Consider the following 20,274-nt stretch of genomic DNA (forward strand, 5'->3'; position numbering starts at 1 on the left):
GCAACCACCGGATCACGCCTCGGCCAGGCATCCAGTACGGCCTTGAACAGCGTCGCCAGCGGGATCGCAAAGAAGATCCCCCAAAAGCCCCACAGTCCGCCAAACAGCAACACCGCACAGATGATCGCCACCGGGTGCAGGCTCACTGCTTCGGAGAACAGCAGCGGCACCAGCACGTTGCCATCCAGCGCCTGGATGATCGCGTACACCGCCATCAGGTAGATGAACTGATCACCCCAGCCCCACTGGAACAACGCGATCAGGGTGACCGGGACCGTGACCACCACCGCCCCGACATACGGCACCACCACCGACAGCCCCACCAACAACGCCAACAACGCCGCATAGTTGAGGCCCAACGCAACAAAGGCGATGTAGGTGGCGACACCGCAAATCAGAATCTCGATGCCCTTGCCACGGATGTAGTTGGCAATCTGCCGGTTCATTTCTTCCGCCACCCGTGTCATCAGCGCCCGCTCGCGCGGCAGGTAACCACTGACCCAGCGTGCAATCAGTTCACGGTCTTTGAGGAAGAAGAACACCAGGATCGGCACCAGCACCAGATAGATCATGATGTTGACCAGCAGCGGCAGGCTCGACAACGAAAAGGTCAGGGCCCACTGGCCGAACTTGCCGATCTCCCCGCGCATGGCCTCAATGGCCTTGAGCACCTGCTCGTCGGAGACCAGGTGCGGGTAACGCTCTGGCAACAGCAGCAACAATGACTGCCACTTGCCGAGCATGCCAGGCAGTTCGTTGAACAAGGTAATCAACTGATGCCAGAGCAGCGGCACCAGTACCAGCAGAAACACCGCCAAGGCGCCCATGAACAGGGTAAAGACCATGCCCACCGCATAGCGGGTCGGCACCCGCAGGCGCTCCAGAGCGTTTACCAGCCCCTGCATGAGAAACGCCAGCACCATACCGGCAAGCACCGGCGCCAGCATGCCACCCAGCGTCAGGACTGCGGTAAACGCCAGAAACAACAACACCGCCAGCACCACTGCTTCTTCATCGGAGAAGTAGCGCTGCATCCAGTCGCGAAGCACCTTGAACATTAACAATCCTTAGGAAAGAAAAACTCAGGCTTTACGCAGCCAGTAGGTGTACACACCTTCCTCGGCTGTTTCGAGCAACAGCGTATGACCGGCCAATTTGGCAAAAGTGCGAAAGTCACGCTGCGACCCGGCATCGGTGGCCAGCACTTTGAGCACGGCACCACTGGACAGGCGGTTGAGTTCCATTTTTGCCTTGAGCAATGGCAGGGGGCAGTTCAGGCCACATGCATCGAGTTCAGCGTCAAACGTCGGGGTATTGCTCATCGGGGCTCCGGGCAAGTTCGATCAGGTTTCGTAGAATACCGCCACTGGTCGCCAACGTGTGAGCCAGCTACAGTAAGGTTCTTTGTCGACCAGAGCTTCGTGCATGAATTTATTGCGCCCTACCCTGCTGACGCTGGCCTGTTTGATGGCGCTTCCCAGCCATGCCGACGACCTGCCGTCACTTGGCGACGCCAGTTCTGCCATTGTCTCCCCCCAACAGGAACATCAGCTCGGCCGCGCCTGGCTCAGCCTGCTGCGGGGCAATGTCAATCAACTGAACGATCCCCAGCTCAAGGACTATGTCGAAACCAGCGTCTATCGCCTGGCTGAAACCAGCCAGCTGCAAGACCGGCGCCTGGAGTTCATTCTCATCGACAGCCGTGAACTCAACGCCTTCGCCGCCCCTGGCGGGATCGTCGGGGTGAACGGCGGCCTGTTCCTCAACGCCCAGACCGAAGGCGAATACGCCTCGGTACTGGCGCACGAACTGGCGCACTTGTCACAACGTCACTTCGCCCGTGGTGTCGAAGCCCAGCAGCGCATGCAACTGCCGATGATGGCGGCCTTGCTCGCCGGTATCGTTGCCGCGGCTGCCGGTGCCGGTGACGCCGGTATCGCGGCGATTGCCGGCACCCAGGCGGCTGCCATCCAGGAACAACGGCGCTTCTCGCGGCAAAACGAACAGGAAGCCGACCGTATCGGTATCCTCAACCTGGAAAAGGCCGGCTACGACCCGCGCAACATGCCGAGCATGTTCGAACGCCTGATGCGTCAGTACCGCTACGACGCCAAGCCGCCTGAATTCCTGCTGACTCACCCGGTCACCGAGTCGCGTATCGCCGACACCCGCAACCGGGCAGAACAGGCCCCCAAAGGCGGCACTGAAGACAGCGCGCGCTATCAGCTGATCCGCGCCCGTGTCGCGTTGATCTATGAGGGCACGCCAGGCCTCGCCGCCAAACGCTTCCGTGCCCAGCTGGATGAGAACCCGAACCTCGATTCAGCCCGCTACGGCCTGGCGATTGCCCTGATCAAGGGTGGGCGTCTGAATGAGGCGCGTGAAGCCCTCAAGCCGTTGCTGGACAAGGCGCCCAACGACATCACCTACAACCTGGCGCAAGTAGATCTGGATATCACTAACAACCGTCTGGACGATGCTCAGAAGCGGGTTGATCGCATGCGTTCGATGTACCCGGCGAACTATCCGTTGCAGCAGGCACGCATTGATCTGTTGTTGAAACAGAACCGCCCGGCTGAGGCCGAGAAGGCGCTGGACGCACTGCTCAAGAACCGTCCTGACGACCCGGACGTGTGGTATGACGTGGCGGAAGTACGCGGGTTGTCTGGCAACACCATCGGCCTGCACCAGGCCCGTGCAGAATACTTTGCACTGGTGGGCGATTATGACCAGGCCCTGCAGCAGCTTGACTACGCCAAGCGCCGGGCAGGCAACAACTACGTACTGGCGTCGAAAATCGATGCCCGTCAGCGTGAGTTGCTGGAGCAGCAGCGGATGATCAAGGAAATGATGCGCTAAGGGTTTGAGAAGCATCGCGGGGCAAGCCCGCTCCCACAGGTGATCACTGTAGGAGCGGGCTTGCCCCGCGAAAGATTCCTTAAGCGTTACCAGACAACTTCATGCGCGCAGCCTGGGTGAAATCGAGCATGCGTTTGAGCGGTTTGATCGCCTGAGGAATCAGCGCCGGCTCCACGAAGATCTCGTTGCTACCCTCACGCAGGCACTGCAAGGTGCGCTCCAGGGTGTTCATGGCCATCCACGGGCAATGCGCGCAACTGCGGCAGGCCGCGCCGTTACCGGCGGTAGGCGCCTCGATGAAGACCTTGTCGGGGCACAGCTGCTGCATCTTGTAGAAGATGCCGCGGTCGGTGGCGACGATGAAGGTTTTGTTCGGCAGCGTTTGCGCAGCGGCAATCAACTGGCTGGTAGAGCCCACGGCATCGGCCAGGTCGATCACCGACTCAGGCGATTCTGGGTGCACCAGGATCGCGGCTTCGGGGTACAGGGCTTTCATATCGGCCAACTGGCGCGACTTGAACTCTTCGTGAACGATGCAGGCACCGTCCCACAGCAGCATGTCGGCACCGGTTTGCTTCTGGATGTAACGACCCAGGTGCTGATCCGGGCCCCAGATGATCGTTTCGCCGTTGTCCATCAGGCTCTCGACGATTTCCAGCGCACAGCTGGAGGTCACCACCCAGTCTGCACGGGCTTTGACCGCCGCCGAGGTGTTGGCGTACACCACCACGGTGCGCTCAGGGTGCTTGTCGCAGAACGCGGAAAACTCGTCTACCGGGCAACCCAGGTCAAGCGAGCAGGTCGCCTCCAGAGTTGGCATCAGCACGCGTTTTTCCGGGTTGAGAATTTTCGCCGTCTCGCCCATGAAACGCACACCCGCAACGATCACCGTACTGGCTTCGTGCTTGTTGCCGAAACGGGCCATTTCCAGCGAGTCGGACACGCAGCCGCCGGTCTCCTCGGCCAGTGCCTGGATCACCGGATCACAGTAGTAATGGGCGACCAACACCGCGTTCTGTGCCTTGAGTTCGGCGGCGATGGCGGCGCGGTATTCGGCCTCTTGCTCGGGCGTCAGCGGCTTGGGCTGCTTGGCATCGAGGTGAGCTTGGACCAAAAGGCGTTCGGAAATCTGGGTCATGATCGCTGGACCTGCAGGCGCTTGTGCGCGTAAGTCGAGTGTATCACCGAGCCCTGGCAAATCGGCTACAGGCTCTGCAGGCAAGGCGCTGAATGGCAATGCAGGCAGAACCAAAGACCTTCTGCGGCCTCGGGTTTTTATGGGATGCCGAAGGCTACAGTTAATCGGATGAATTCAAAAGGTTTTTTTAGTCGAACAAGCCCCCGAGGCGACCGGACAGTCGCCCCGGGGCCGGCAATCAACCCTCAGCGCCCTGCATGGCGCCGATGTTGGCCATGATGACGTTGGCGAACTGCTCGACAGTCATTTTCTGCCCGTTGAAGTCCACCATGCCGTTGGCGTAATGCAGGTTGGCAAGAATATCGTTGCCCTGCACCGTGGCCATTTGGCTCTGCTGCGCGATCATGCTGACCATTTCACCGGCTTGCGATGCGTGCTGAGCCAGAATCTGCGCATCGCTCTGCCCTTCAAGGCGGGCCTGCAAAGTCGCCAGGTCACCAATCATCGGTTTGGACACCTGCAGCTTGCTCTGCACCTGAGCGATCATCTGTTTGTACAGTTCGGCTGGCGGTAGCTCCAGTGACGACGGTTTGTTCAGCTCGACACTCAAGCTGAAGCGGCTTTCACCGTTGGCTGTCTTGAACGAGAACTCGTCGAGTGCGATCTGAGGCTTGCCCGCCAGCACTTGTTGCAGGTTCGCGGTGAACTCGGCTTTTTCCTGCTCGGTCATTGGCAACGACGGCAAGGTCTCGCCTTGCAGTGCTGCGGCCTGAAATTCCGGCAGGCGGCTCTGATACCAGGTAACCAGCGCTTGAATGGCCGGAATATCAAAGTTCTTCACGCTCCAGAGCATCTGGGTGGAACCCACCGGATTGCCATCAAAGTTGATGTCACCGATTTTGTAAGCCATGTTGCCGGAGAACTTGTCGCCGTCAGCACGGTACTCGTTGTTCTGCTCCAGTTGCTTGAAGCGCAGCGCTTTTTCCTCTGGGCCGACCAGCGCGCTGACCTCACCCAAGCCCATGTTCATGGTGCCAACATAGAAACCGTAGGCACTGCGACTCATGTCGCCGCCCAGCTTGAAGTCTTTGAGCTCAACCTTGAGCGGGGTGCCGTTCGCCTCAGTCAAGTTCATGAACAGGCTGGCAGAATCACCCGTGAAGGTGACCTGCTCGCCATTGCGGGTACCGCTGCCCTGAATCTGCAGCCCGGAGAACTTCACCTGTGTTTCGCCAGCCTCGCTCACCTGCATAGGCGGCATGATCAGCGTAGCGTCGGTCGAACCGTCGTAGCCCAAGGTGTTCTGGCCATACAGCGGCGCAACACCAGCACTGGCCGCAAACAACCCTTCGGTGAAGTCATCCTTTTCCAAGGCATAGTTGCTGCTGGCCATGACCGGCATGAGTTTCAATGCCTTGACCCGCGACCACGGCAAAGGGCCGTGTTCGATCTGATCAACGAAACTCATTTCGAAGCTCTCCAACTGATCGCCGACCATCAGGTCTTTGACTTTGAAGCGGTACTGCGCAGTGCTCGAGAACAGGTGCGTTTCCAGCGACGTCAGCTCCAGGGTCATGCTGCCGCCTACCCCGCTCGATTGCTTGAGCTGAACATTGGCTTGGGCCATGGCCTGTTTGAGCACGTCTGGCAATTGCTTGCCGGTGTACCAGGCCCCTGCTGTAGCCACTGCGGCCACGGCAACGACGAGCCCTGAAAGTACACCCACTGTCTTCTTCATGAATTGTCCCGCTTGTCCATTTGTTGAGAGTTGTTGCAGCAAGGCCGTCGGCCTATTCGTTGACGTCCATGTACTCACGGGCCCAGACGATGTAGTCGCCCGGTACGGTGTAGGTATGGGTCAGTTCGGTGGCGCTCAGGTCCGAAGCGCTACTGGTGATCCGGCGCTGCTCGCGCAGGCAGTCATAGGTCGCTTTGATCGCCGCGAAATAGGCACCATGGCCGTCCACGGCAATGCGCACGCCCAATTGTGCCAAACGTGCGTCATCGTGCAACTGCGGATTGCCGTAGGTCACCAGCATCAAAGGGACGCTCAGGTGCTTGGCGATCTGCTCCAGGTGGTCGAAATCACGGATACCGACCATGCACAGGGCATCGGCGCCCGCGTTCTGATAAGCCACGGTGCGAGCGATCACTTCCTCAACCGGAATCAGCGCGGCATTGGTTCGGGCGATGATCGACAGCTCCGGATCGACGCGAGCCTCCAGGGCGGCGCGGATTTTACCGACGCCCTCGGCAATGCTGATCAGGTCGGTGGACTTGCGCCCGAACTGGGCTGGCAGCAGGGTATCTTCGATGGTCAGCGCGGCGATCCCGGCACGCTCCAGCTCAGTGACCGTACGCATGACGTTCAAGGCGTTGCCATAACCGTGGTCGGCGTCGGCAATCACCGGCAGCTGGGCCACCCGGCCAATGCGCGTGGCCTGCTCGGCGAACTCGCTGAGGGTAATCAGGGCAAAATCAGGTGCAGCCAGCACCTGCAGGGAAGCGACCGACCCACCCAGAATACCCACCTCGAAACCCAGGTCGGCGGCAATACGTGCCGACATCGGGTCGAACACGGAAGCCGTGTGGTAGCAGGTAGGTGAAGCAAGGAGTTGGCGAAACGCGCGACGCAGGTCTTGGTGGGAGGCTCTTGGCATGGTCTTTCCGATTTATCGACTTCATTTATTGGAGAGAACATACCACTGCTGGCCCTCTGGCCGACAGCATCAGATAGTCGGCATTTACCGGCTCAAGTGCGCTGCTGCGCACGTTTCAGCGTCTCACTGGGCAACTCTTTGAACAGTTGCTGGTAACTGTTGGAGAACCGTCCCAGGTGCCAGAACGACCAGTGCATGGCCACTTCAGCCACCGTGCTGGAACCCGCCCGGCTGTTGAGCAGATCGCGGCGTGCGCTGTTCAGCCGACGCAGGCGCAGCCAATGTGCCGGGGTCATGCCAGTGAAGGCTTTGAACGCTTGTTGCAGTTGGCGCAGCGACACCCCGGCAACGTGCGCCAGCTCCAGCAAGTTGAGGGTTTCTTCAGGGCAATCAGCGGCCCACTCCCCTACCCTCCGCATGATGGTGCGCTCTTCCGAACGGCGCCACAACGCACCACGATCCAAACAGATGCAGGCATTGTCGAGGATAAACAAGCAATCGTCGAACAACTGCTCAGCCAGCGCTTCGCGGCTGGGCGGATCGATTTCTTGCCCCAGGCGCGTCAGCGTGCTGCTCAACCAGCGCCCGAACAACGCGTTCTGCATCGAATTGAGCGGCGCCATGAACAGGCCTTCAAGCCGACCGATATCCAGGCTGTGCCGCTGGACGAACTCAGGGCCGAACACCACAGCCACTTCCTGGTAATTCTCCGGGGTGATCCAGATATTGCGACTTTCGCCATTGAGCAGGTACAGGCTGTTGTCGGTACGGTCGAAACAGAACGCTAACGCGCCGGGCGGAGCACTGAAGTTTTGCTCGACCCGGGTGTTCATGAACTCTTCGTAAATCTCCACCCCCTGCAGGTCCAGGCAACGCACCTGCCCGGCGAAGTGCCCGGGCGACATTTGCTGATAATGCTGGGTCCAACTGGGTGTGGCACGCACTTGTTCACCGACGTCGGCGGTGCTGAAGGCTTGTACCTGGAACGAATTTGCCGCTGTCATGAGCCGCTCTTTATGCACTCTTTTGGTGCATTTTTTCCTGCAGAAAGTGGATAGATGGATGTGCAAGGCTCACCCAAGATAGCCCTCAACGCGCTGCAGGGGAAGTCGTCCAGACGGCATACCGGCCTTGAACGCTGGTCCTGGCGCGTAATAAAACCAATAACGAGGTCTTTATGAATGCCCCTTTCGATCAGCTGTCTGCGTGGCTGAAAGAACACAAGATTACCGAAGTCGAGTGCGTGGTCAGTGACCTGACCGGTATCGCCCGCGGCAAAATTGCGCCCACCAACAAGTTCCTGCATGAGCGAGGCATGCGCCTGCCGGAAAGTGTGTTGCTGCAAACGGTAACCGGGGATTTCGTCGACGACGACATCTACTACGACCTGCTGGATCCGGCCGACATCGACATGGTTTGTCGTCCGGACTCGGCTGCGGTCTATGTAGTGCCATGGGCGCTGGAGCCCACTGCCATCGTCATCCACGACACCTTCGACAAGCAAGGCAACCCGATTGAGCTGTCGCCGCGCAACGTCCTGAAAAAAGTGCTCAAGCTGTATGCCGACAAAGGCTGGCAACCCATCGTTGCGCCAGAGATGGAGTTTTACCTGACCCAACGCTGCGAAGACCCGGATTTGCCGCTGCTGGCGCCCCTGGGCCGCTCGGGCCGTGCCGAAAGTGGTCGGCAGTCGTTCTCCATTGATGCCGCCAACGAATTCGATCCGCTGTTCGAAGACGTCTACGACTGGTGCGAAGCCCAAGGTCTGGACCTCGACACCCTGATCCACGAAGACGGCCCGGCGCAGATGGAGATCAACTTCCGTCACGGCGACGCCCTGGACCTGGCCGACCAGATCACCGTATTCAAACGCACCATGCGCGAGGCAGCGCTCAAGCACAACGTCACCGCCACCTTCATGGCCAAACCAGTCGGTGATGAACCGGGCAGTGCCATGCACTTGCACCAGAGCGTGGTCGACATCGCCACCGGCAAACCGATCTTTGTCAACGACGAAGGGCAGATGAGCGAGCTGTTTCTGCACCACATCGGCGGCCTGCAGAAGTACATCCCCAAGGTGCTGCCGATGTTCGCCCCCAACGTCAACTCGTTCCGCCGTTTCCTGCCAGACACCTCGGCACCGGTGAACGTCGAGTGGGGTGAAGAGAACCGCACCGTGGGCCTGCGGGTCCCGACCTCCAGCCCTGAGGCCATGCGCGTGGAGAACCGCTTGCCGGGTGCCGACGCCAACCCTTACCTGGCGATTGCCGCCAGCCTGCTGTGTGGCTACCTGGGCATGGTCGAGAAGATCAACCCCAGCGCCCCGGTTCAGGGTCGCGCCTATGAGCGCCGCAACTTGCGCCTGCCGATCACCATCGAAGACGCCCTGGCCAACATGGAAGACTGCCCGAGCGTCGAGCAGCACCTGGGCAGCAAGTTCGTCCGCGGTTACGTCGCGGTGAAACGCGCCGAGCATGAAAACTTCAAGCGGGTGATCAGTTCCTGGGAGCGGGAGTTCTTGCTGCTCAGCGTCTGAGCCTTACCCCCCCTCATAAACATCGATAAAACAATTCGAATAGGTGTCGATATGCGTTCATTGAAAACAGTTGCAAGTGCAACCCTGGCGCTGCTGGTCAGCGCCGTGGCCCAGGCCCAGCCCAGTGTCAGCGTGTACAACTGGACCGACTATATCGGTGAAACCACCCTGGCCGATTTCCAGGGCAGCACCGGTATCAAGGTTATCTATGACGTGTTCGACTCCAACGAAACCCTGGAAGGCAAGCTGCTGGCCGGTCGCACCGGCTACGACGTGGTCGTGCCTTCCAACCACTTCCTCGCGCGCCAGGTGTCCGCTGGCGCGTTCCTCAAGCTCGACCGCGAACAACTGCCGAACTGGAAAAACCTCGACCCGGTGCTGCTCAAGGCCCTTGAGGAAAACGATGCCGGCAACCAGCACTCGGTACCTTACCTGTGGGGCACCAACGGTATCGGTTACAACGTCGACAAGGTCAAGCAAGTGCTGGGCGTCGATCACATCGACTCCTGGGCAGTGATGTTCGAACCAGAGAACCTGAAAAAACTCAGCAAGTGCGGCGTGTCGTTCATGGACTCGGCTGACGAACTGTTCCCGGCGGTGCTCAACTACATGGGCATGGACCCGCGCAGCAGCAACCCCGAAGACTACAAGAAGGCCGAAGCCAAGCTACTGACCCTGCGCCCGTACATCACCTACTTCCACTCCTCGAAGTACGTTTCAGACCTGGCCAACGGCGACATTTGCGTTGCCTTCGGTTACTCGGGTGACGTGTTCCAGGCGGCCAACCGCGCCAAGGAAGCGAATAACGGTGTAAAGGTGGCTTACTCGATTCCCAAGGAAGGCAGCAACCTGTGGTTTGACCTGCTGGCCATTCCTTCCGACGCCAGCAACCCGAAAGAGGCCTATGCCTTCCTCAACTACTTGCTCGACCCACAAGTGATCGCCAAGGTCAGCGCCACGGTCGGCTACGCCAACGCCAACCCGCCAGCCAAGCAGTACATGGACGCCGAGCTGGTCAACAACCCTGAAATCTATCCGCCGCAAGAGGTGCTGGACAAGCTGTACGTTTCCAACACCCCGACGCCGGCGATCATGCGCCTGATGACTCGCTCCTGGAGCAAAGTGAAGTCGAACAAATGAGCCAGGACTTTTCTATGAATGCTGCTGAGCAACACACCAGCTCCTACTACCGGGCATCGGTCGGACCGATGCCTGAACACCCACCACTGAACGCTGATCTGAATGCCGATGTGTGTGTGATCGGCGGCGGCTTTACCGGCGTCAACACCGCTATCGAACTGGCTCAGCGCGGCCTGTCGGTGATTCTGCTGGAGGCCCGGCGCATTGGCTGGGGCGCCAGCGGGCGCAACGGCGGCCAACTGATCCGCGGTATTGGCCATGAAGTCGAAGGCTTTGCCCGGTATGTTGGCCAGGACGGCGTGAAATACCTGCAGCGTGCCGGCATCGAATCGGTTGAGGTGGTAGCCGAACGTATCCGTACGCATAACATCGACTGCGACCTGCGCTGGGGGTTTTGCGAACTGGCCAATACGCCCGCGCAATTTGCCGCCTTTCGCGAAGAGCAGTACAGCCTGGCGGCCCTGGGCTACCGCCATGAGACTCAACTGGTCAGCCCTGAGCAGATGCAGGAAGTGGTTGCTTCTTCACTGTACGCGGGCGGCCTGATCGACCGCGGCTCAGGCCACCTGCACCCGCTCAACCTGGTGCTGGGCGAGGCGCGTGTCGCCACCTCGCTGGGCGTGAGGATTTTCGAACACAGCCCGGTGCTGGAGATCAATCACGGCGCCACCGTGCAGGTGCGCTGCGCCCAAGGCAGCGTGCGCGCTGGCAGCCTGGTACTGGCCTGCAATGCTCACCTGGACGAGTTGGAGCCGCGCCTCAGCGGTAAGGTGCTGCCGGCCGGTAGCTACATCATTGCCACCGAACCCTTGGCACCGGCACTGGCCAATGAACTGATTCCACAGAACCTTGCGCTCTGTGACCAGAAAGTTGGCCTGGATTATTACCGCCTCACCGCAGACAAGCGTCTGCTGTTCGGCGGTGCTTGCCACTATTCCGGGCGCGATCCGCTGGACATCGCTGCCTACATGCGCCCGAAGATGCTCAAGGTATTTCCGCAACTGGCCAATACCCGCATTGAGTTTCAATGGGGCGGCAAGATCGGCATCACTGCCAACCGCTTCCCTCAGGTCGGCCGCTTGGCGCAGCATCCCAATGTGTATTACGCCCAGGGCTACTCAGGGCACGGCTTGAACGTCACCCACTGGACGGCGCGCTTGCTCGCCGAGGCCATTGATATCGGCCACAGCCAGGGAATGGATGTGTTCAGCGCCGTTCCGCACATGACCTTCCCCGGTGGCAAGGCGTTGCGCTCGCCGCTGCTGGCCTTGGGGATGATGTGGTACCGGCTGCGGGAGGTGCTGGGCTAACGCTATCGATTTCTCCAAAGGCCGCTTGCGACCCCCTTAATTGCAGCTATTTTCAATTAAGTTCTGGTATCAACCCGTGATCGGATTCAGAGGGAATCGAACGATGAACACTGTTCGCTGGCGCCTGGCACAAGGCGCGCTGTTGGCTGCATTGGCGTTAACCGTTGGCGGCTGCACCAGCATTGATGCGCGCACCACGGAGTACGTTGGGGCGCCGCATTTTGCCCCCACCAGCGCCAGCGAGGTCGAGGTCCTGCGCACCGAGCCTCTGCGGCCTCACGACCGGCTTGGAGAAATCGTCGTCGACGCCAGTGTCGAACCGCCGCCGCCCATTACCGAGGTCGAGCAAAAGCTGCGCGAGCAGGCCGCCAGCATCGGTGGGGATGCCGTGGTCGTGGTGTATGACCAGATCCAGCCAGTGTCGGCCTACGTCAGTGGCCCGCTGTGGGACCGTGATATTCACTCCATTGAAGGACGCAAACTCAAAGGCATTGTCATCAAGTACAGACAATGAGACGACTGCTTAGCCTGCCTGTGGCGTTGCTACTATCGATAGCCAACGCCCAGGCCGAGTTCAACGCCAGCCTCGACGAAGCCCGGCAGATCGCCAAGGAAGCCTACCTCTACGGCTTTCCCGTCGTAGAAATGTACAAAACCCTGTTCACCCAAGCCGTAGACATGGGCAGCCCAGGCTACAAGGCGCCCTTCAACCAGATCGCCAACAGCACCCAGGCGTTCACACCCAACGATACTGCGCCCGACACCCCGAACCTGGATACGGCCTACTCGTTTCTATGGATGGACCTGCGTAGCGAACCCGTAGTACTGACCCTGCCGGAGATCGAAGACAATCGCTACTACGCGACACAACTGATCGATCTCTACACCCAGAATTTCGCCTACCTGGGTACTCGCAGCACCGGTAACAAAGGCGGGCACTTCATGATCGCCGGGCCGTCCTGGCAAGGGCCTGTACCTGACGGCATCGACAAGGTGGTTTACAGCAAGAACCAGATTGTTTATGCCCTGTACCGTACACAATTATTCAACGAGGCCGACCTTCACAACGTCAGGGCGATCCAGCACGGCTACAGCGTCGAGCCGCTGAGCAGCTTCCTCGATCAATCCCCGCCACCGGTCTTGCCAGCAGTGGCTTGGATCAGACCACAAGCCAACATCAGCGACAGCCCGGCACTGTTCCGCTACCTGAATTTCATGATGGCTTTCGCGCCCGCACAAGACAGCGAAAGCGAACTGCTGCAGCGCTTCAAGAAGATCGGTATCGACATCGACAAGCCGTTCGAAGAAAGCATGCTGGATGCAGAGCAGTATCAGGCACTTCAGGCGGGCATCGACGACGGCAAGGCCACGTTTGCCGCGTTCAAAAAAGATTTCATCGATAGCCACAAAGTGAACAACGCAGAGCTGTACGGCAGCCCTGAACAGATGAGCCACAACTACTTGTACCGCTATGCCGGTGCCACCCTCAGGCTATTTGGCAACGCCGTCGAAGAAGCCACCCAAATGAGCTACGACACCGATGCCCTGGGGCAGCCCCTCGATGCCGGTAAACACACTTACACCTTGCGCTTTGCCAAAGGTCAACTGCCACCGGCCAGGGCTTTGTGGTCACTGACCCTATACGACGGCAAAACCCGGCAGGTGGTGGACAACCCGCTCAAGCGTTACCTGATCAACTCACGGATGCTCGATCAGCTCAAACGAGACCCGGATGGATCATTAACCCTCTACCTGCAGCACGAATTGCCTGGAAACAACCTGCAGAGCAACTGGCTGCCCACCCCCGACGGCCCTTTCTACGGCATTTTGCGCCTGTATATGCCTGGCCCTCAGGTTGCCAGCGGGCAATGGAAACAACCGCTGCTGACGCCAACCCCGAGTATAAGTGCACCTTAGCGGTTACTCAGCTGGATGCGGGCAACACACTCAACGGGTCCAGGGGTTTTCCGTTCTGACGAATCTCGAAGTACAGCTGCACGCGATCGGCATCCAGATCACCCGCCTCGGCAATCTTCTGCCCCTTGCTGACGGTTTGACCTTCCTTGACCAGCAACTTGCTGTTGTGGCCGTAGACACTGGCATGGGACGTGCCGTGCTGAAGGATGATCAGGTTGCCATAGCCGCGGATATTGGTTGCGAAGGCAACCTTGCCACCGAGGCTGGCAAATACGGGCTGCCCCTGACGGGCTGCGATACGGATACCCTTACTGAGCTTGTCGGCCGCCGAGTACCGGCCGATCACCGTGCCCTGCACCGGCCACGCCCAACCGCGCAAGGTGACCTTAGTGGCCGGGGCAACGGGCTTTTGCTTGCTGGCGGTACGGGTCGCAGGCCGCGCTGCGGCTTTTGAACCGCCAAAACGAATCGTCTGGCCAACGTTTACCGCATACGGCGGGCTGATGCCGTTATAGCGTGCCAGCTCTTTGAAATTCCAACCGTGGCGCGAGGCAATCGAATACAGGGTATCGCCGCGTTTGACCTTGTAACTGCCCGTCACCACTTTATTGGCAGAAACACCCTGGCTGGGTGCATGAGAGCTACAAGCAGATATCGCCAACATCAGGGCGATCAGAATAATTCTGAACAACACACCACATCCTTTCGCACACACCATTAAGCCGACGACCGCGTGTCGCTTGCCGTTGCCGATTCTACAGGTTCTACAGGACGCGGGGATGAGTGAAACCAACAGTAACGAAGACATTCCCCATGGGGAATAGAAAAAGCCCGCGACCTTTGCAGGACGCGGGCTTTAACTTACAGCGTATGGTGGGTCGTGTAGGATTCGAACCTACGACCAATTGGTTAAAAGCCAACTGCTCTACCAACTGAGCTAACGACCCGTTGGATGGCGCGTATAATACTGATTTCTAACAGGAAATCAACACCCCATCGCAAAATAATTTAAAAATAACGTGTTGGGTCTTCTACACCGGCTGCTTTGAAGCCGTCTGCACGCAGGCGGCAGCTGTCGCATTTACCACAGGCACGGCCTTCGTCGTCGGCCTGATAGCAGGAAACCGTCAGACTGTAATCCACTCCACGAGCAATACCGGCCTGAACGATCTGCGCCTTGCTCAAGTTCTGCAGTGGCGCCTGGATACGAAAGCCTTCGCCTTCTACACCCGCCTTGGTGGCCAGGTTGGCCATGCGCTCAAACGCCTCGACAAACTCCGGGCGGCAATCCGGATAGCCCGAATAATCCACCGCGTTGACGCCAATGAAAATATCCCGCGCCTCAAGCACCTCAGCCCAGCCCAGCGCCAACGACAGGAACACTGTATTGCGTGCCGGCACATAGGTCACCGGAATGCCTTCGCTTGGCGCCTCTGGCACGTCGATGCTGCTGTCGGTCAGGGCCGAGCCACCAATGCCGTCCAGATTCAGGCCAATCACTTTGTGTTCGACCACACCCAGATCGCGGGCAACCCGCTGTGCAGCATTGAGCTCGGCGCGATGGCGCTGACCGTAATCAAAACTCATGGTGTAACAGCTGTAGCCATCGGCCTTGGCCATGGCAACCACGGTGGCCGAGTCCAGGCCACCGGAAAGCAGAATTACTGCGCGTTTCTCAGTCATTGCATTCACTCCTGTCAGCGTCCCGGCTCGTCGTTCCACAACAGCTTGTGCAGCTGCATCTGAAAACGAACCGGCAAATTGTCAGCCACGATCCAATCGGCAAGGTCGGTTGCACTCACCTGGTGATGGCTTGGTGAGAACAGCACTTCACCTGCTCGCTTTTCCAGGCCGTACTGAATGAGCTTGGACACTGCCCAGTCATAGTCTTCACGCGAACAGATAACGAACTTGACCTGGTCATTCGGGGTCAGCAGTTCGATGTTCTCGTAACGGTTACGGTGCGCTTCCTCGGAACCCGGGGTTTTCAGGTCAACCACCCGGCTGACACGCGCATCCACCTTGGAAATGTCCAGGGCACCACTGGTTTCCAGCGAAACCTCATAACCGGCATCACAGAGCTGCTTGAGCAGCGCAATGGCATTGGGCTGAGCCAGCGGCTCACCGCCGGTGACACAGACATAACGCGGCCTGAAGCCTGCGACCTGTTCGAGGATCGAATCGAGGGTGCGGATGCTGCCACCACTGAAGGCGTATTCGCTGTCGCAATACTGGCAGCGCAGCGGGCAGCCGGTGAGACGGACAAATACCGTGGGCAGCCCAGCGGTACGCGTTTCACCCTGCAAAGAGTAAAAAACTTCGGTAATACGTAATGTTTCTTGCATAGTCGCCACGGGCGTAACAGCTAAACAGGCTGTCCGCCTCCGTCAGGCACCGCTGTAAACCCGGCATCGCGTAATTTACAACAGCGTATTTCAATAAAAGGGCAGTGATTCTAACGAAAAAACCCGCGGCTAGCGCGGGTTTCTTTTGAAACGGCTGAATCAGAGCTTTTGCAAATCGCGCTGAGCCAGCTGTGCAGCCGAAGTACCCGGGTACTGGGTAATAACTTGTTGCAGAATGCCTTTCACCCGGTCGGTGTGACCCAGGCGGCGTTCTACGTCGGCCAGCTTGTACAGCGAATCCGGCACCTTGTTGTGCTTGGGATACAACTGGCTGACCTTGGCAAAAGCCTGCCCTGCAGCTTGCAGGTCGCCTTTGGCCAGGTTCACTTCCCCCAACCAGTACTGGGCGTTGCCCGCATACTGACTGTTCGGGTATTTGCGCAGGAAGGCGTTGAACGCCTGGCTGGCCTTGTCGAAATCCTTGGCTTTGATCAGGTCAAAGGCAGCGTCGTAATAGAGCTTCTCTTTGGCCGGATCGCCAGGTTCGCTGGAAGCGGCAGGTTGCTGCGCAGCAGCGGCACCTGCAGCAGCGCCGGCGGCGGCTTCGCCACCTGCGGCAGAATTCTGTGGAGCCTCGGTTGGAGCACCGGTTCCGATACGCCGATCCAGGTCCTGGTAACGCTCCAGGCTTTCCTGTTTCATGCGCGCAACATCGTTTTGCAGCTCTTCGATGATGCCTTGTTGACGCGATAGCTGATCCTGCATCTGCTGCAGTTGCAGGAACAGCTGACCCTGCGCCGAGGCAGGGGCCGTGACCCCTCCCCCGGCGTAGGCGCCGTTCGTACCATAACCCGCGGGCGGATAGCTGCTTGCGCCGCTATAGCCAGCGTTGTCATCAACAACAGGAACCTCAGCCCACGCCACGAGGGGCAAGCTGAGCGCCAGGACGGTTACAGCACGACGGCACATTCGCATATCGAATTACTTACGCAGTTCGACGCGACGGTTCTGAGCCCAGGACTGCTCGTCGTTGCCGGTAGCAACTGGACGCTCTTCGCCGTAGGAAACCAGTTCCAGCTGGGCAGGAGAAACGCCTTGCAGAACCAGGTAGCGTTGAACGGCTTTCGCACGACGCTCGCCCAGAGCCATGTTGTATTCGCGAGTACCACGCTCGTCGGTGTTGCCTTCCAGCACGACGCGAGCGCCGTTGCCTTTCAGGTCCTTGGCGTGAACGTCCAGAGCGCGCATGGCTTCTGGCTTCAGGTCCGAGCTGTCGTATTCGAAGTAGAAGGTGGTGATTGCGCGCAGAGCAGCTTCTTCGCTCAGGCTGCCGTCAACAGCGCCAGTGTTGGCACCGTAGCCAGCGTTAGGGTCGACAGCGCCTTGACCTGCGTCGTCACCGCCTTTCGAAGAGCAACCTACAGCCACGGCCATGGCCAGGGCCAGCGCAGCAAACTTACCAAACTTCAGCATTTCCATCGTGAAACTCCTAATGAACCCCAATGTGTTAAGTACAACGTAAAGCGCCGCGTCAGTTCAGGTAAGGGGACCAGGACGGTTCTCTGACTTCGCCTTGAGCGGTAGGAAGCGGGAGCCTCACGCGTCCGTTGAGAGAGACGAGCATCAAGACTCCCCGGCCCTGCTGGCGGGTGGCGTAGATTAGCATGGTGCCGTTGGGCGCAACAGTAGGAGACTCATCAAGACTTGTTTCAGAGAGAATCTTTACACTACCGCGCTGCAAATCTTGTGCAGCCACCTTGAAGTTGGTGAAACCTTGTTGACGATGAATCATCACCAACGTCTTTTCATCCGCCGAAAGTTTAGGGTTGGCGTTGTAGTTACCAACAAAAGTTACACGCTCGGCACCACCACCAGAAACATTGGTTTTATAGATCTGTGGTTTACCGCCACGGTCGGAAGTGAAATAAATGGTCGAGCCATCTTTACCCCAGAACGGTTCGGTGTTGATACCTGGGCCGGCAGTAACACGCGACAGCTGACGCGAACCCATGTTCATCACGTAGATGTCCGGGTTGCCATCTTTGGACAGTACAAACGCCAGGCGCGAGCCATCCGGCGACCAGGCTGGTGCGCCATTGAGGCCTTCAAAGTTGGTGATCTGCTCACGACGCCCCGTATCGATGTGTTGAACGAAAATGCGCGGGCGCTTCTGTTCGAACGACACATAGGCAATACGCTTGCCATCTGGCGCAAAGCGCGGCGACAGGATCGGCTCACGCGATTGCAGCAGGGTCACTGCACGGGCACCGTCATAGTCCGAACGCTGCAGGGTGTAGCGGGTGTTGTTGGCAGAGAAACGTTCGGCCGTCACGTACAGCATACGAGTCGAAAACGCACCCTTGATGCCGGTCAGTTTCTCGAACGACTGGTCGGCAATGTAGTGCGACATATCGCGCAACTGATCAACCGTGCCTGACACGCTGCCGGTCAGCACCTGCTGCTCGGTTGCAACGTTGAACAGGGCGTACTGCACCTGCAGGCGACCACCGGCCGGCACAATGCTGCCCACCATGACGTACTGGGCGCCCAAGGCTTTCCAGTCACGGAAAATCACTTCGCTGGCCTGACTAGGCTGGCTGATCATGTTCTGCCGCGGGATCGGCGAGTAATAACCGGAGTTGCGCAGGTCATTACCGATGATGTCCGCCATGTCTTCAGGCAGCACGCTGCCGCCCTGCAGACCGAACGGTACGACTGCGATAGGCGTGGCGCGATCACTGCCGCTGGTGACCAGAATGTTCTTTTCTTCTGCTACGGCGATCCCTGCTGCGCAGCAGAGAACGACCAGCAGTCCTCGAAGAAGTTTAATCACAAGGCTAGATCCTCAGGTGTGAATGTCATCTTGAATGAACGATAGGGATTGAATTCGCTCGGTTTCAAGCCCTGCATTTCGGTTAAACGACCAATGTTCTTGACCGCGGCAACTGCCGAGCTGTCGAACGGACCGTCACCACTGGAGCGGGCTACGCTCACCGACGTGATGGTGCCATCAGGCAGCATGCCGATCTGCAGAACCACCGTCATGTTCTTGCGCGCAGAAGGTGGACGTGCCCAGCCCTCAGCCGCACGTGCACGGATCAGGTCGTCGAAGTCACCGGCTACCTGGTCACCCTGCTCGTCAGCCAATGCCTGCTGGCGCTCGGTGGTGTCCGACAGAAGCTCGGCCAGGGCCTGGGCTTTCTTGTCTTCTGCCGCCTTGCGGGCTGCATCCTGAGCCTTCTTCTTGGCCGCATCAGCTGCAGCTTTCTTCTTGGCCTCTTCAGCAGCTTTTTTCTTCGCTTCTTCAGCTACTGCTTTTTTCTTGGCATCCTCGGCAGCCTTCTTCTTGGCGTCCTCGGCGGCTTTTTTCTTGGCTTCTTCAGCGGCCAGCTTCTTGGCCTCTTCGTCAGCCTTTTTCTTGGCTTCCTCTTCAGCCTTCTTCTTGGCGATGTCAGCCTGTTGCTTCTCGGCGGCCTTTTTCGCCTCTTCGGCTTTTTTGGCTTCGGCGGTTTTCTTCGCTTCGTCAGCCTTCTTGGCTTCCTCGGCTTTCTTGGCCTCGGCTTCGGCACGCGCTTCTTCCGCCTTTTGAGCGGCTTCTTCCTTCTTTTGTTCCGCAGCTTTCACCGCTTGCTGCTCGACCTTCTTCTGCTCCATCTGCTCTTCTTCAGTCTGGCGCGAAGCGGTTTTCTTCGCTTCACCCGCAATCTTCTGATTGGTCTGGGTGGTGGCCTGACTTTTCGATTTCAGCTGGTACAGGGTTGCCTGGACAATAGGCTTGGCCGGCGGCAGTTCAGGCGTAAAGGCAAAGCTGACGAACAGCATGCCGAACACCAGAACGTGCAGCGCAATGGCCCAGACACTGGGCCAGAAATAGCTTTCCGAGGCGGATGGCTCTCGCTGTTGCATCAGGGCGCCTCGGTAATCAGGCCAACGTTACCGACACCTGCCTTCTGCAACCCGCCCATGGCACCCATAACCGCGCCGTAGTCGACGGACTTGTCGCCACGGATGAAGACCTGGGTCTGTTTACCCTGATCGCGCCCGGCGGCGATGATCTTGGTCACCGCGTCGGTCATTTGCGGCAAGGTCATGGCCTTGTCCATCTGCTTGTCGGTGTCGACTTCACTGCCAAGGTTCCAGTAGTAGGTCTTGTCAGCTTTGATCGAAATGGTCAGGACCTGGACGTTGTTGTCCTGCGGCAAGGCTTCACTGGAAACCTTGGGCAGGTCGACCTTCACGCCCTGGTTGAGCATCGGTGCGGTCACCATGAAAATGACCAGCAGTACCAACATCACGTCGATGTAAGGCACCACGTTCATCTCGGCGACCGGCTTGCGTTTGTGGCGAACTCGGGCCATGGGCTTTTACC

20 protein-coding genes and 1 tRNA gene are annotated in these 20,274 nt (G+C 58.8%); 6 read left to right on the forward strand and 15 right to left on the reverse strand.

The annotated features are described in order from the left end of the window. Together E1573_RS22850 and E1573_RS22855 are read right to left on the reverse strand one after the other, a co-directional pair. The coding region (locus E1573_RS22850; RefSeq protein ID WP_133216817.1) for an AI-2E family transporter at positions 1 to 1,058 on the reverse strand (1,058 nt) is incomplete at its 3' end. A 24-nt stretch (positions 1,059 to 1,082) separates the two neighbouring features. After that, positions 1,083 to 1,322, reverse strand: a complete 240-nt coding sequence (locus E1573_RS22855; protein WP_133216818.1) for a sulfurtransferase TusA family protein — start codon at positions 1,320 to 1,322, stop codon at positions 1,083 to 1,085. A gap of 103 nt (positions 1,323 to 1,425) precedes the next feature. Here E1573_RS22855 and E1573_RS22860 point away from each other — a divergent pair, with 103 nt between their 5' ends. After that, positions 1,426 to 2,859: a M48 family metalloprotease gene (locus tag E1573_RS22860; protein WP_133216819.1), complete on the forward strand. Its 1,434-nt coding sequence runs from the start codon at positions 1,426 to 1,428 to the stop codon at positions 2,857 to 2,859. A 79-nt stretch (positions 2,860 to 2,938) separates the two neighbouring features. Here the strand turns inward: E1573_RS22860 and nadA are convergent, their stop codons facing one another. The 4 genes from nadA to E1573_RS22880 form a co-directional block, all read right to left on the reverse strand. Next, positions 2,939 to 3,997 carry a quinolinate synthase NadA gene (gene nadA / locus E1573_RS22865; protein ID WP_133216820.1) on the reverse strand — a complete coding sequence of 353 codons (1,059 nt, stop codon included), beginning with the start codon at positions 3,995 to 3,997 and terminating at the stop codon, positions 2,939 to 2,941. 238 nt (positions 3,998 to 4,235) lie between these two features. Next, positions 4,236 to 5,735, reverse strand: coding sequence for a YdgA family protein (locus E1573_RS22870; RefSeq protein ID WP_133216821.1), 1,500 nt, complete (start codon positions 5,733 to 5,735; stop codon positions 4,236 to 4,238). Positions 5,736 to 5,787: 52 nt separating this feature from the next. Further along, entirely contained in the window at positions 5,788 to 6,657 is an 870-nt protein-coding gene (locus E1573_RS22875; RefSeq protein WP_133216822.1) for an oxaloacetate decarboxylase, read from the reverse strand. A 92-nt stretch (positions 6,658 to 6,749) separates the two neighbouring features. Beyond that, positions 6,750 to 7,661, reverse strand: a complete 912-nt coding sequence (locus E1573_RS22880) for a helix-turn-helix domain-containing protein (protein ID WP_133216823.1) — start codon at positions 7,659 to 7,661, stop codon at positions 6,750 to 6,752. Between the two features lie 173 nt (positions 7,662 to 7,834). Between E1573_RS22880 and E1573_RS22885 the strand changes: the two genes are divergently transcribed. The 5 genes from E1573_RS22885 to E1573_RS22905 all read left to right on the forward strand — a co-directional run bounded on the left by E1573_RS22885 (position 7,835) and on the right by E1573_RS22905 (position 13,560). After that, positions 7,835 to 9,193, forward strand: a complete 1,359-nt coding sequence (locus tag E1573_RS22885) for a glutamine synthetase family protein (RefSeq protein WP_133216824.1) — start codon at positions 7,835 to 7,837, stop codon at positions 9,191 to 9,193. Between the two features lie 51 nt (positions 9,194 to 9,244). Further along, positions 9,245 to 10,333 (forward strand): polyamine ABC transporter substrate-binding protein, encoded by a 1,089-nt coding sequence (locus tag E1573_RS22890; RefSeq protein ID WP_133216825.1) that lies wholly within the window; start codon positions 9,245 to 9,247, stop codon positions 10,331 to 10,333. A gap of 14 nt (positions 10,334 to 10,347) precedes the next feature. After that, the gene (locus E1573_RS22895) at positions 10,348 to 11,643 is read left to right on the forward strand and encodes an FAD-binding oxidoreductase (RefSeq protein WP_133216826.1); all 1,296 of its coding nucleotides are present in this window, start codon (positions 10,348 to 10,350) and stop codon (positions 11,641 to 11,643) included. Between the two features lie 103 nt (positions 11,644 to 11,746). Continuing rightward, complete coding sequence (locus E1573_RS22900; RefSeq protein WP_133216827.1) at positions 11,747 to 12,157, forward strand: hypothetical protein; 411 nt, start codon at positions 11,747 to 11,749, stop codon at positions 12,155 to 12,157. Then, positions 12,154 to 13,560, forward strand: coding sequence for a DUF1254 domain-containing protein (locus tag E1573_RS22905; RefSeq protein WP_133216828.1), 1,407 nt, complete (start codon positions 12,154 to 12,156; stop codon positions 13,558 to 13,560). Before E1573_RS22900 ends, E1573_RS22905 begins: the two co-directional genes overlap by 4 nt. Positions 13,561 to 13,567: 7 nt before the next feature. Here E1573_RS22905 and E1573_RS22910 read toward each other — a convergent pair whose 3' ends face one another. The 9 genes from E1573_RS22910 to tolR all read right to left on the reverse strand — a co-directional run bounded on the left by E1573_RS22910 (position 13,568) and on the right by tolR (position 20,263). After that, positions 13,568 to 14,254, reverse strand: coding sequence for a peptidoglycan DD-metalloendopeptidase family protein (locus E1573_RS22910; RefSeq protein WP_133216829.1), 687 nt, complete (start codon positions 14,252 to 14,254; stop codon positions 13,568 to 13,570). 177 nt (positions 14,255 to 14,431) lie between these two features. Continuing rightward, positions 14,432 to 14,507 (reverse strand) — tRNA-Lys (locus E1573_RS22915). A 61-nt stretch (positions 14,508 to 14,568) separates the two neighbouring features. Beyond that, positions 14,569 to 15,243 carry a 7-cyano-7-deazaguanine synthase QueC gene (gene queC, locus E1573_RS22920; protein WP_133216830.1) on the reverse strand — a complete coding sequence of 225 codons (675 nt, stop codon included), beginning with the start codon at positions 15,241 to 15,243 and terminating at the stop codon, positions 14,569 to 14,571. Between the two features lie 14 nt (positions 15,244 to 15,257). Continuing rightward, on the reverse strand, positions 15,258 to 15,905 hold the full coding sequence (queE, locus tag E1573_RS22925) for a 7-carboxy-7-deazaguanine synthase QueE (protein ID WP_133216831.1): 648 nt from the start codon (positions 15,903 to 15,905) through the stop codon (positions 15,258 to 15,260). Between the two features lie 159 nt (positions 15,906 to 16,064). Next, complete coding sequence (gene ybgF, locus E1573_RS22930) at positions 16,065 to 16,880, reverse strand: tol-pal system protein YbgF (protein WP_133216832.1); 816 nt, start codon at positions 16,878 to 16,880, stop codon at positions 16,065 to 16,067. Between the two features lie 6 nt (positions 16,881 to 16,886). Continuing rightward, complete coding sequence (gene pal, locus E1573_RS22935; protein WP_028943075.1) at positions 16,887 to 17,384, reverse strand: peptidoglycan-associated lipoprotein Pal; 498 nt, start codon at positions 17,382 to 17,384, stop codon at positions 16,887 to 16,889. 52 nt (positions 17,385 to 17,436) lie between these two features. Next, on the reverse strand, positions 17,437 to 18,738 hold the full coding sequence (gene tolB / locus E1573_RS22940) for a Tol-Pal system beta propeller repeat protein TolB (RefSeq protein ID WP_133216833.1): 1,302 nt from the start codon (positions 18,736 to 18,738) through the stop codon (positions 17,437 to 17,439). Next, complete coding sequence (tolA, locus tag E1573_RS22945) at positions 18,735 to 19,811, reverse strand: cell envelope integrity protein TolA (protein WP_133216834.1); 1,077 nt, start codon at positions 19,809 to 19,811, stop codon at positions 18,735 to 18,737. The genes tolB and tolA overlap by 4 nt, the downstream gene beginning before the upstream one ends. Next, a complete protein-coding gene (tolR, locus tag E1573_RS22950) occupies positions 19,811 to 20,263 on the reverse strand; it encodes a protein TolR (RefSeq protein ID WP_065761580.1) in 453 nt (150 codons plus the stop codon). Before tolR ends, tolA begins: the two co-directional genes overlap by 1 nt. Positions 20,264 to 20,274: the final 11 nt, after the last annotated feature.

The sequence above is a fragment of the Pseudomonas sp. H9 genome, assembly GCF_004353925.1.
Taxonomy (GTDB): domain Bacteria; phylum Pseudomonadota; class Gammaproteobacteria; order Pseudomonadales; family Pseudomonadaceae; genus Aquipseudomonas.

Excerpts from the sequence above, each read along its gene's own strand:
- E1573_RS22855 (WP_133216818.1), bottom strand. The coding sequence starts at position 1,322 with ATGAGCAATACCCCGACGTTTGACGCTGAACTCGATGCATGTGGCCTG.
- E1573_RS22860 (WP_133216819.1), top strand. The coding sequence starts at position 1,426 with ATGAATTTATTGCGCCCTACCCTGCTGACGCTGGCCTGTTTGATGGCG.
- nadA (WP_133216820.1), bottom strand. The coding sequence starts at position 3,997 with ATGACCCAGATTTCCGAACGCCTTTTGGTCCAAGCTCACCTCGATGCC.
- E1573_RS22870 (WP_133216821.1), bottom strand. The coding sequence starts at position 5,735 with ATGAAGAAGACAGTGGGTGTACTTTCAGGGCTCGTCGTTGCCGTGGCC.
- E1573_RS22875 (WP_133216822.1), bottom strand. The coding sequence starts at position 6,657 with ATGCCAAGAGCCTCCCACCAAGACCTGCGTCGCGCGTTTCGCCAACTC.
- E1573_RS22880 (WP_133216823.1), bottom strand. The coding sequence starts at position 7,661 with ATGACAGCGGCAAATTCGTTCCAGGTACAAGCCTTCAGCACCGCCGAC.
- E1573_RS22885 (WP_133216824.1), top strand. The coding sequence starts at position 7,835 with ATGAATGCCCCTTTCGATCAGCTGTCTGCGTGGCTGAAAGAACACAAG.
- E1573_RS22890 (WP_133216825.1), top strand. The coding sequence starts at position 9,245 with ATGCGTTCATTGAAAACAGTTGCAAGTGCAACCCTGGCGCTGCTGGTC.
- E1573_RS22895 (WP_133216826.1), top strand. The coding sequence starts at position 10,348 with ATGAATGCTGCTGAGCAACACACCAGCTCCTACTACCGGGCATCGGTC.
- E1573_RS22900 (WP_133216827.1), top strand. The coding sequence starts at position 11,747 with ATGAACACTGTTCGCTGGCGCCTGGCACAAGGCGCGCTGTTGGCTGCA.
- E1573_RS22905 (WP_133216828.1), top strand. The coding sequence starts at position 12,154 with ATGAGACGACTGCTTAGCCTGCCTGTGGCGTTGCTACTATCGATAGCC.
- queC (WP_133216830.1), bottom strand. The coding sequence starts at position 15,243 with ATGACTGAGAAACGCGCAGTAATTCTGCTTTCCGGTGGCCTGGACTCG.
- queE (WP_133216831.1), bottom strand. The coding sequence starts at position 15,905 with ATGCAAGAAACATTACGTATTACCGAAGTTTTTTACTCTTTGCAGGGT.
- ybgF (WP_133216832.1), bottom strand. The coding sequence starts at position 16,880 with ATGCGAATGTGCCGTCGTGCTGTAACCGTCCTGGCGCTCAGCTTGCCC.
- pal (WP_028943075.1), bottom strand. The coding sequence starts at position 17,384 with ATGGAAATGCTGAAGTTTGGTAAGTTTGCTGCGCTGGCCCTGGCCATG.
- tolA (WP_133216834.1), bottom strand. The coding sequence starts at position 19,811 with ATGCAACAGCGAGAGCCATCCGCCTCGGAAAGCTATTTCTGGCCCAGT.
- tolR (WP_065761580.1), bottom strand. The coding sequence starts at position 20,263 with ATGGCCCGAGTTCGCCACAAACGCAAGCCGGTCGCCGAGATGAACGTG.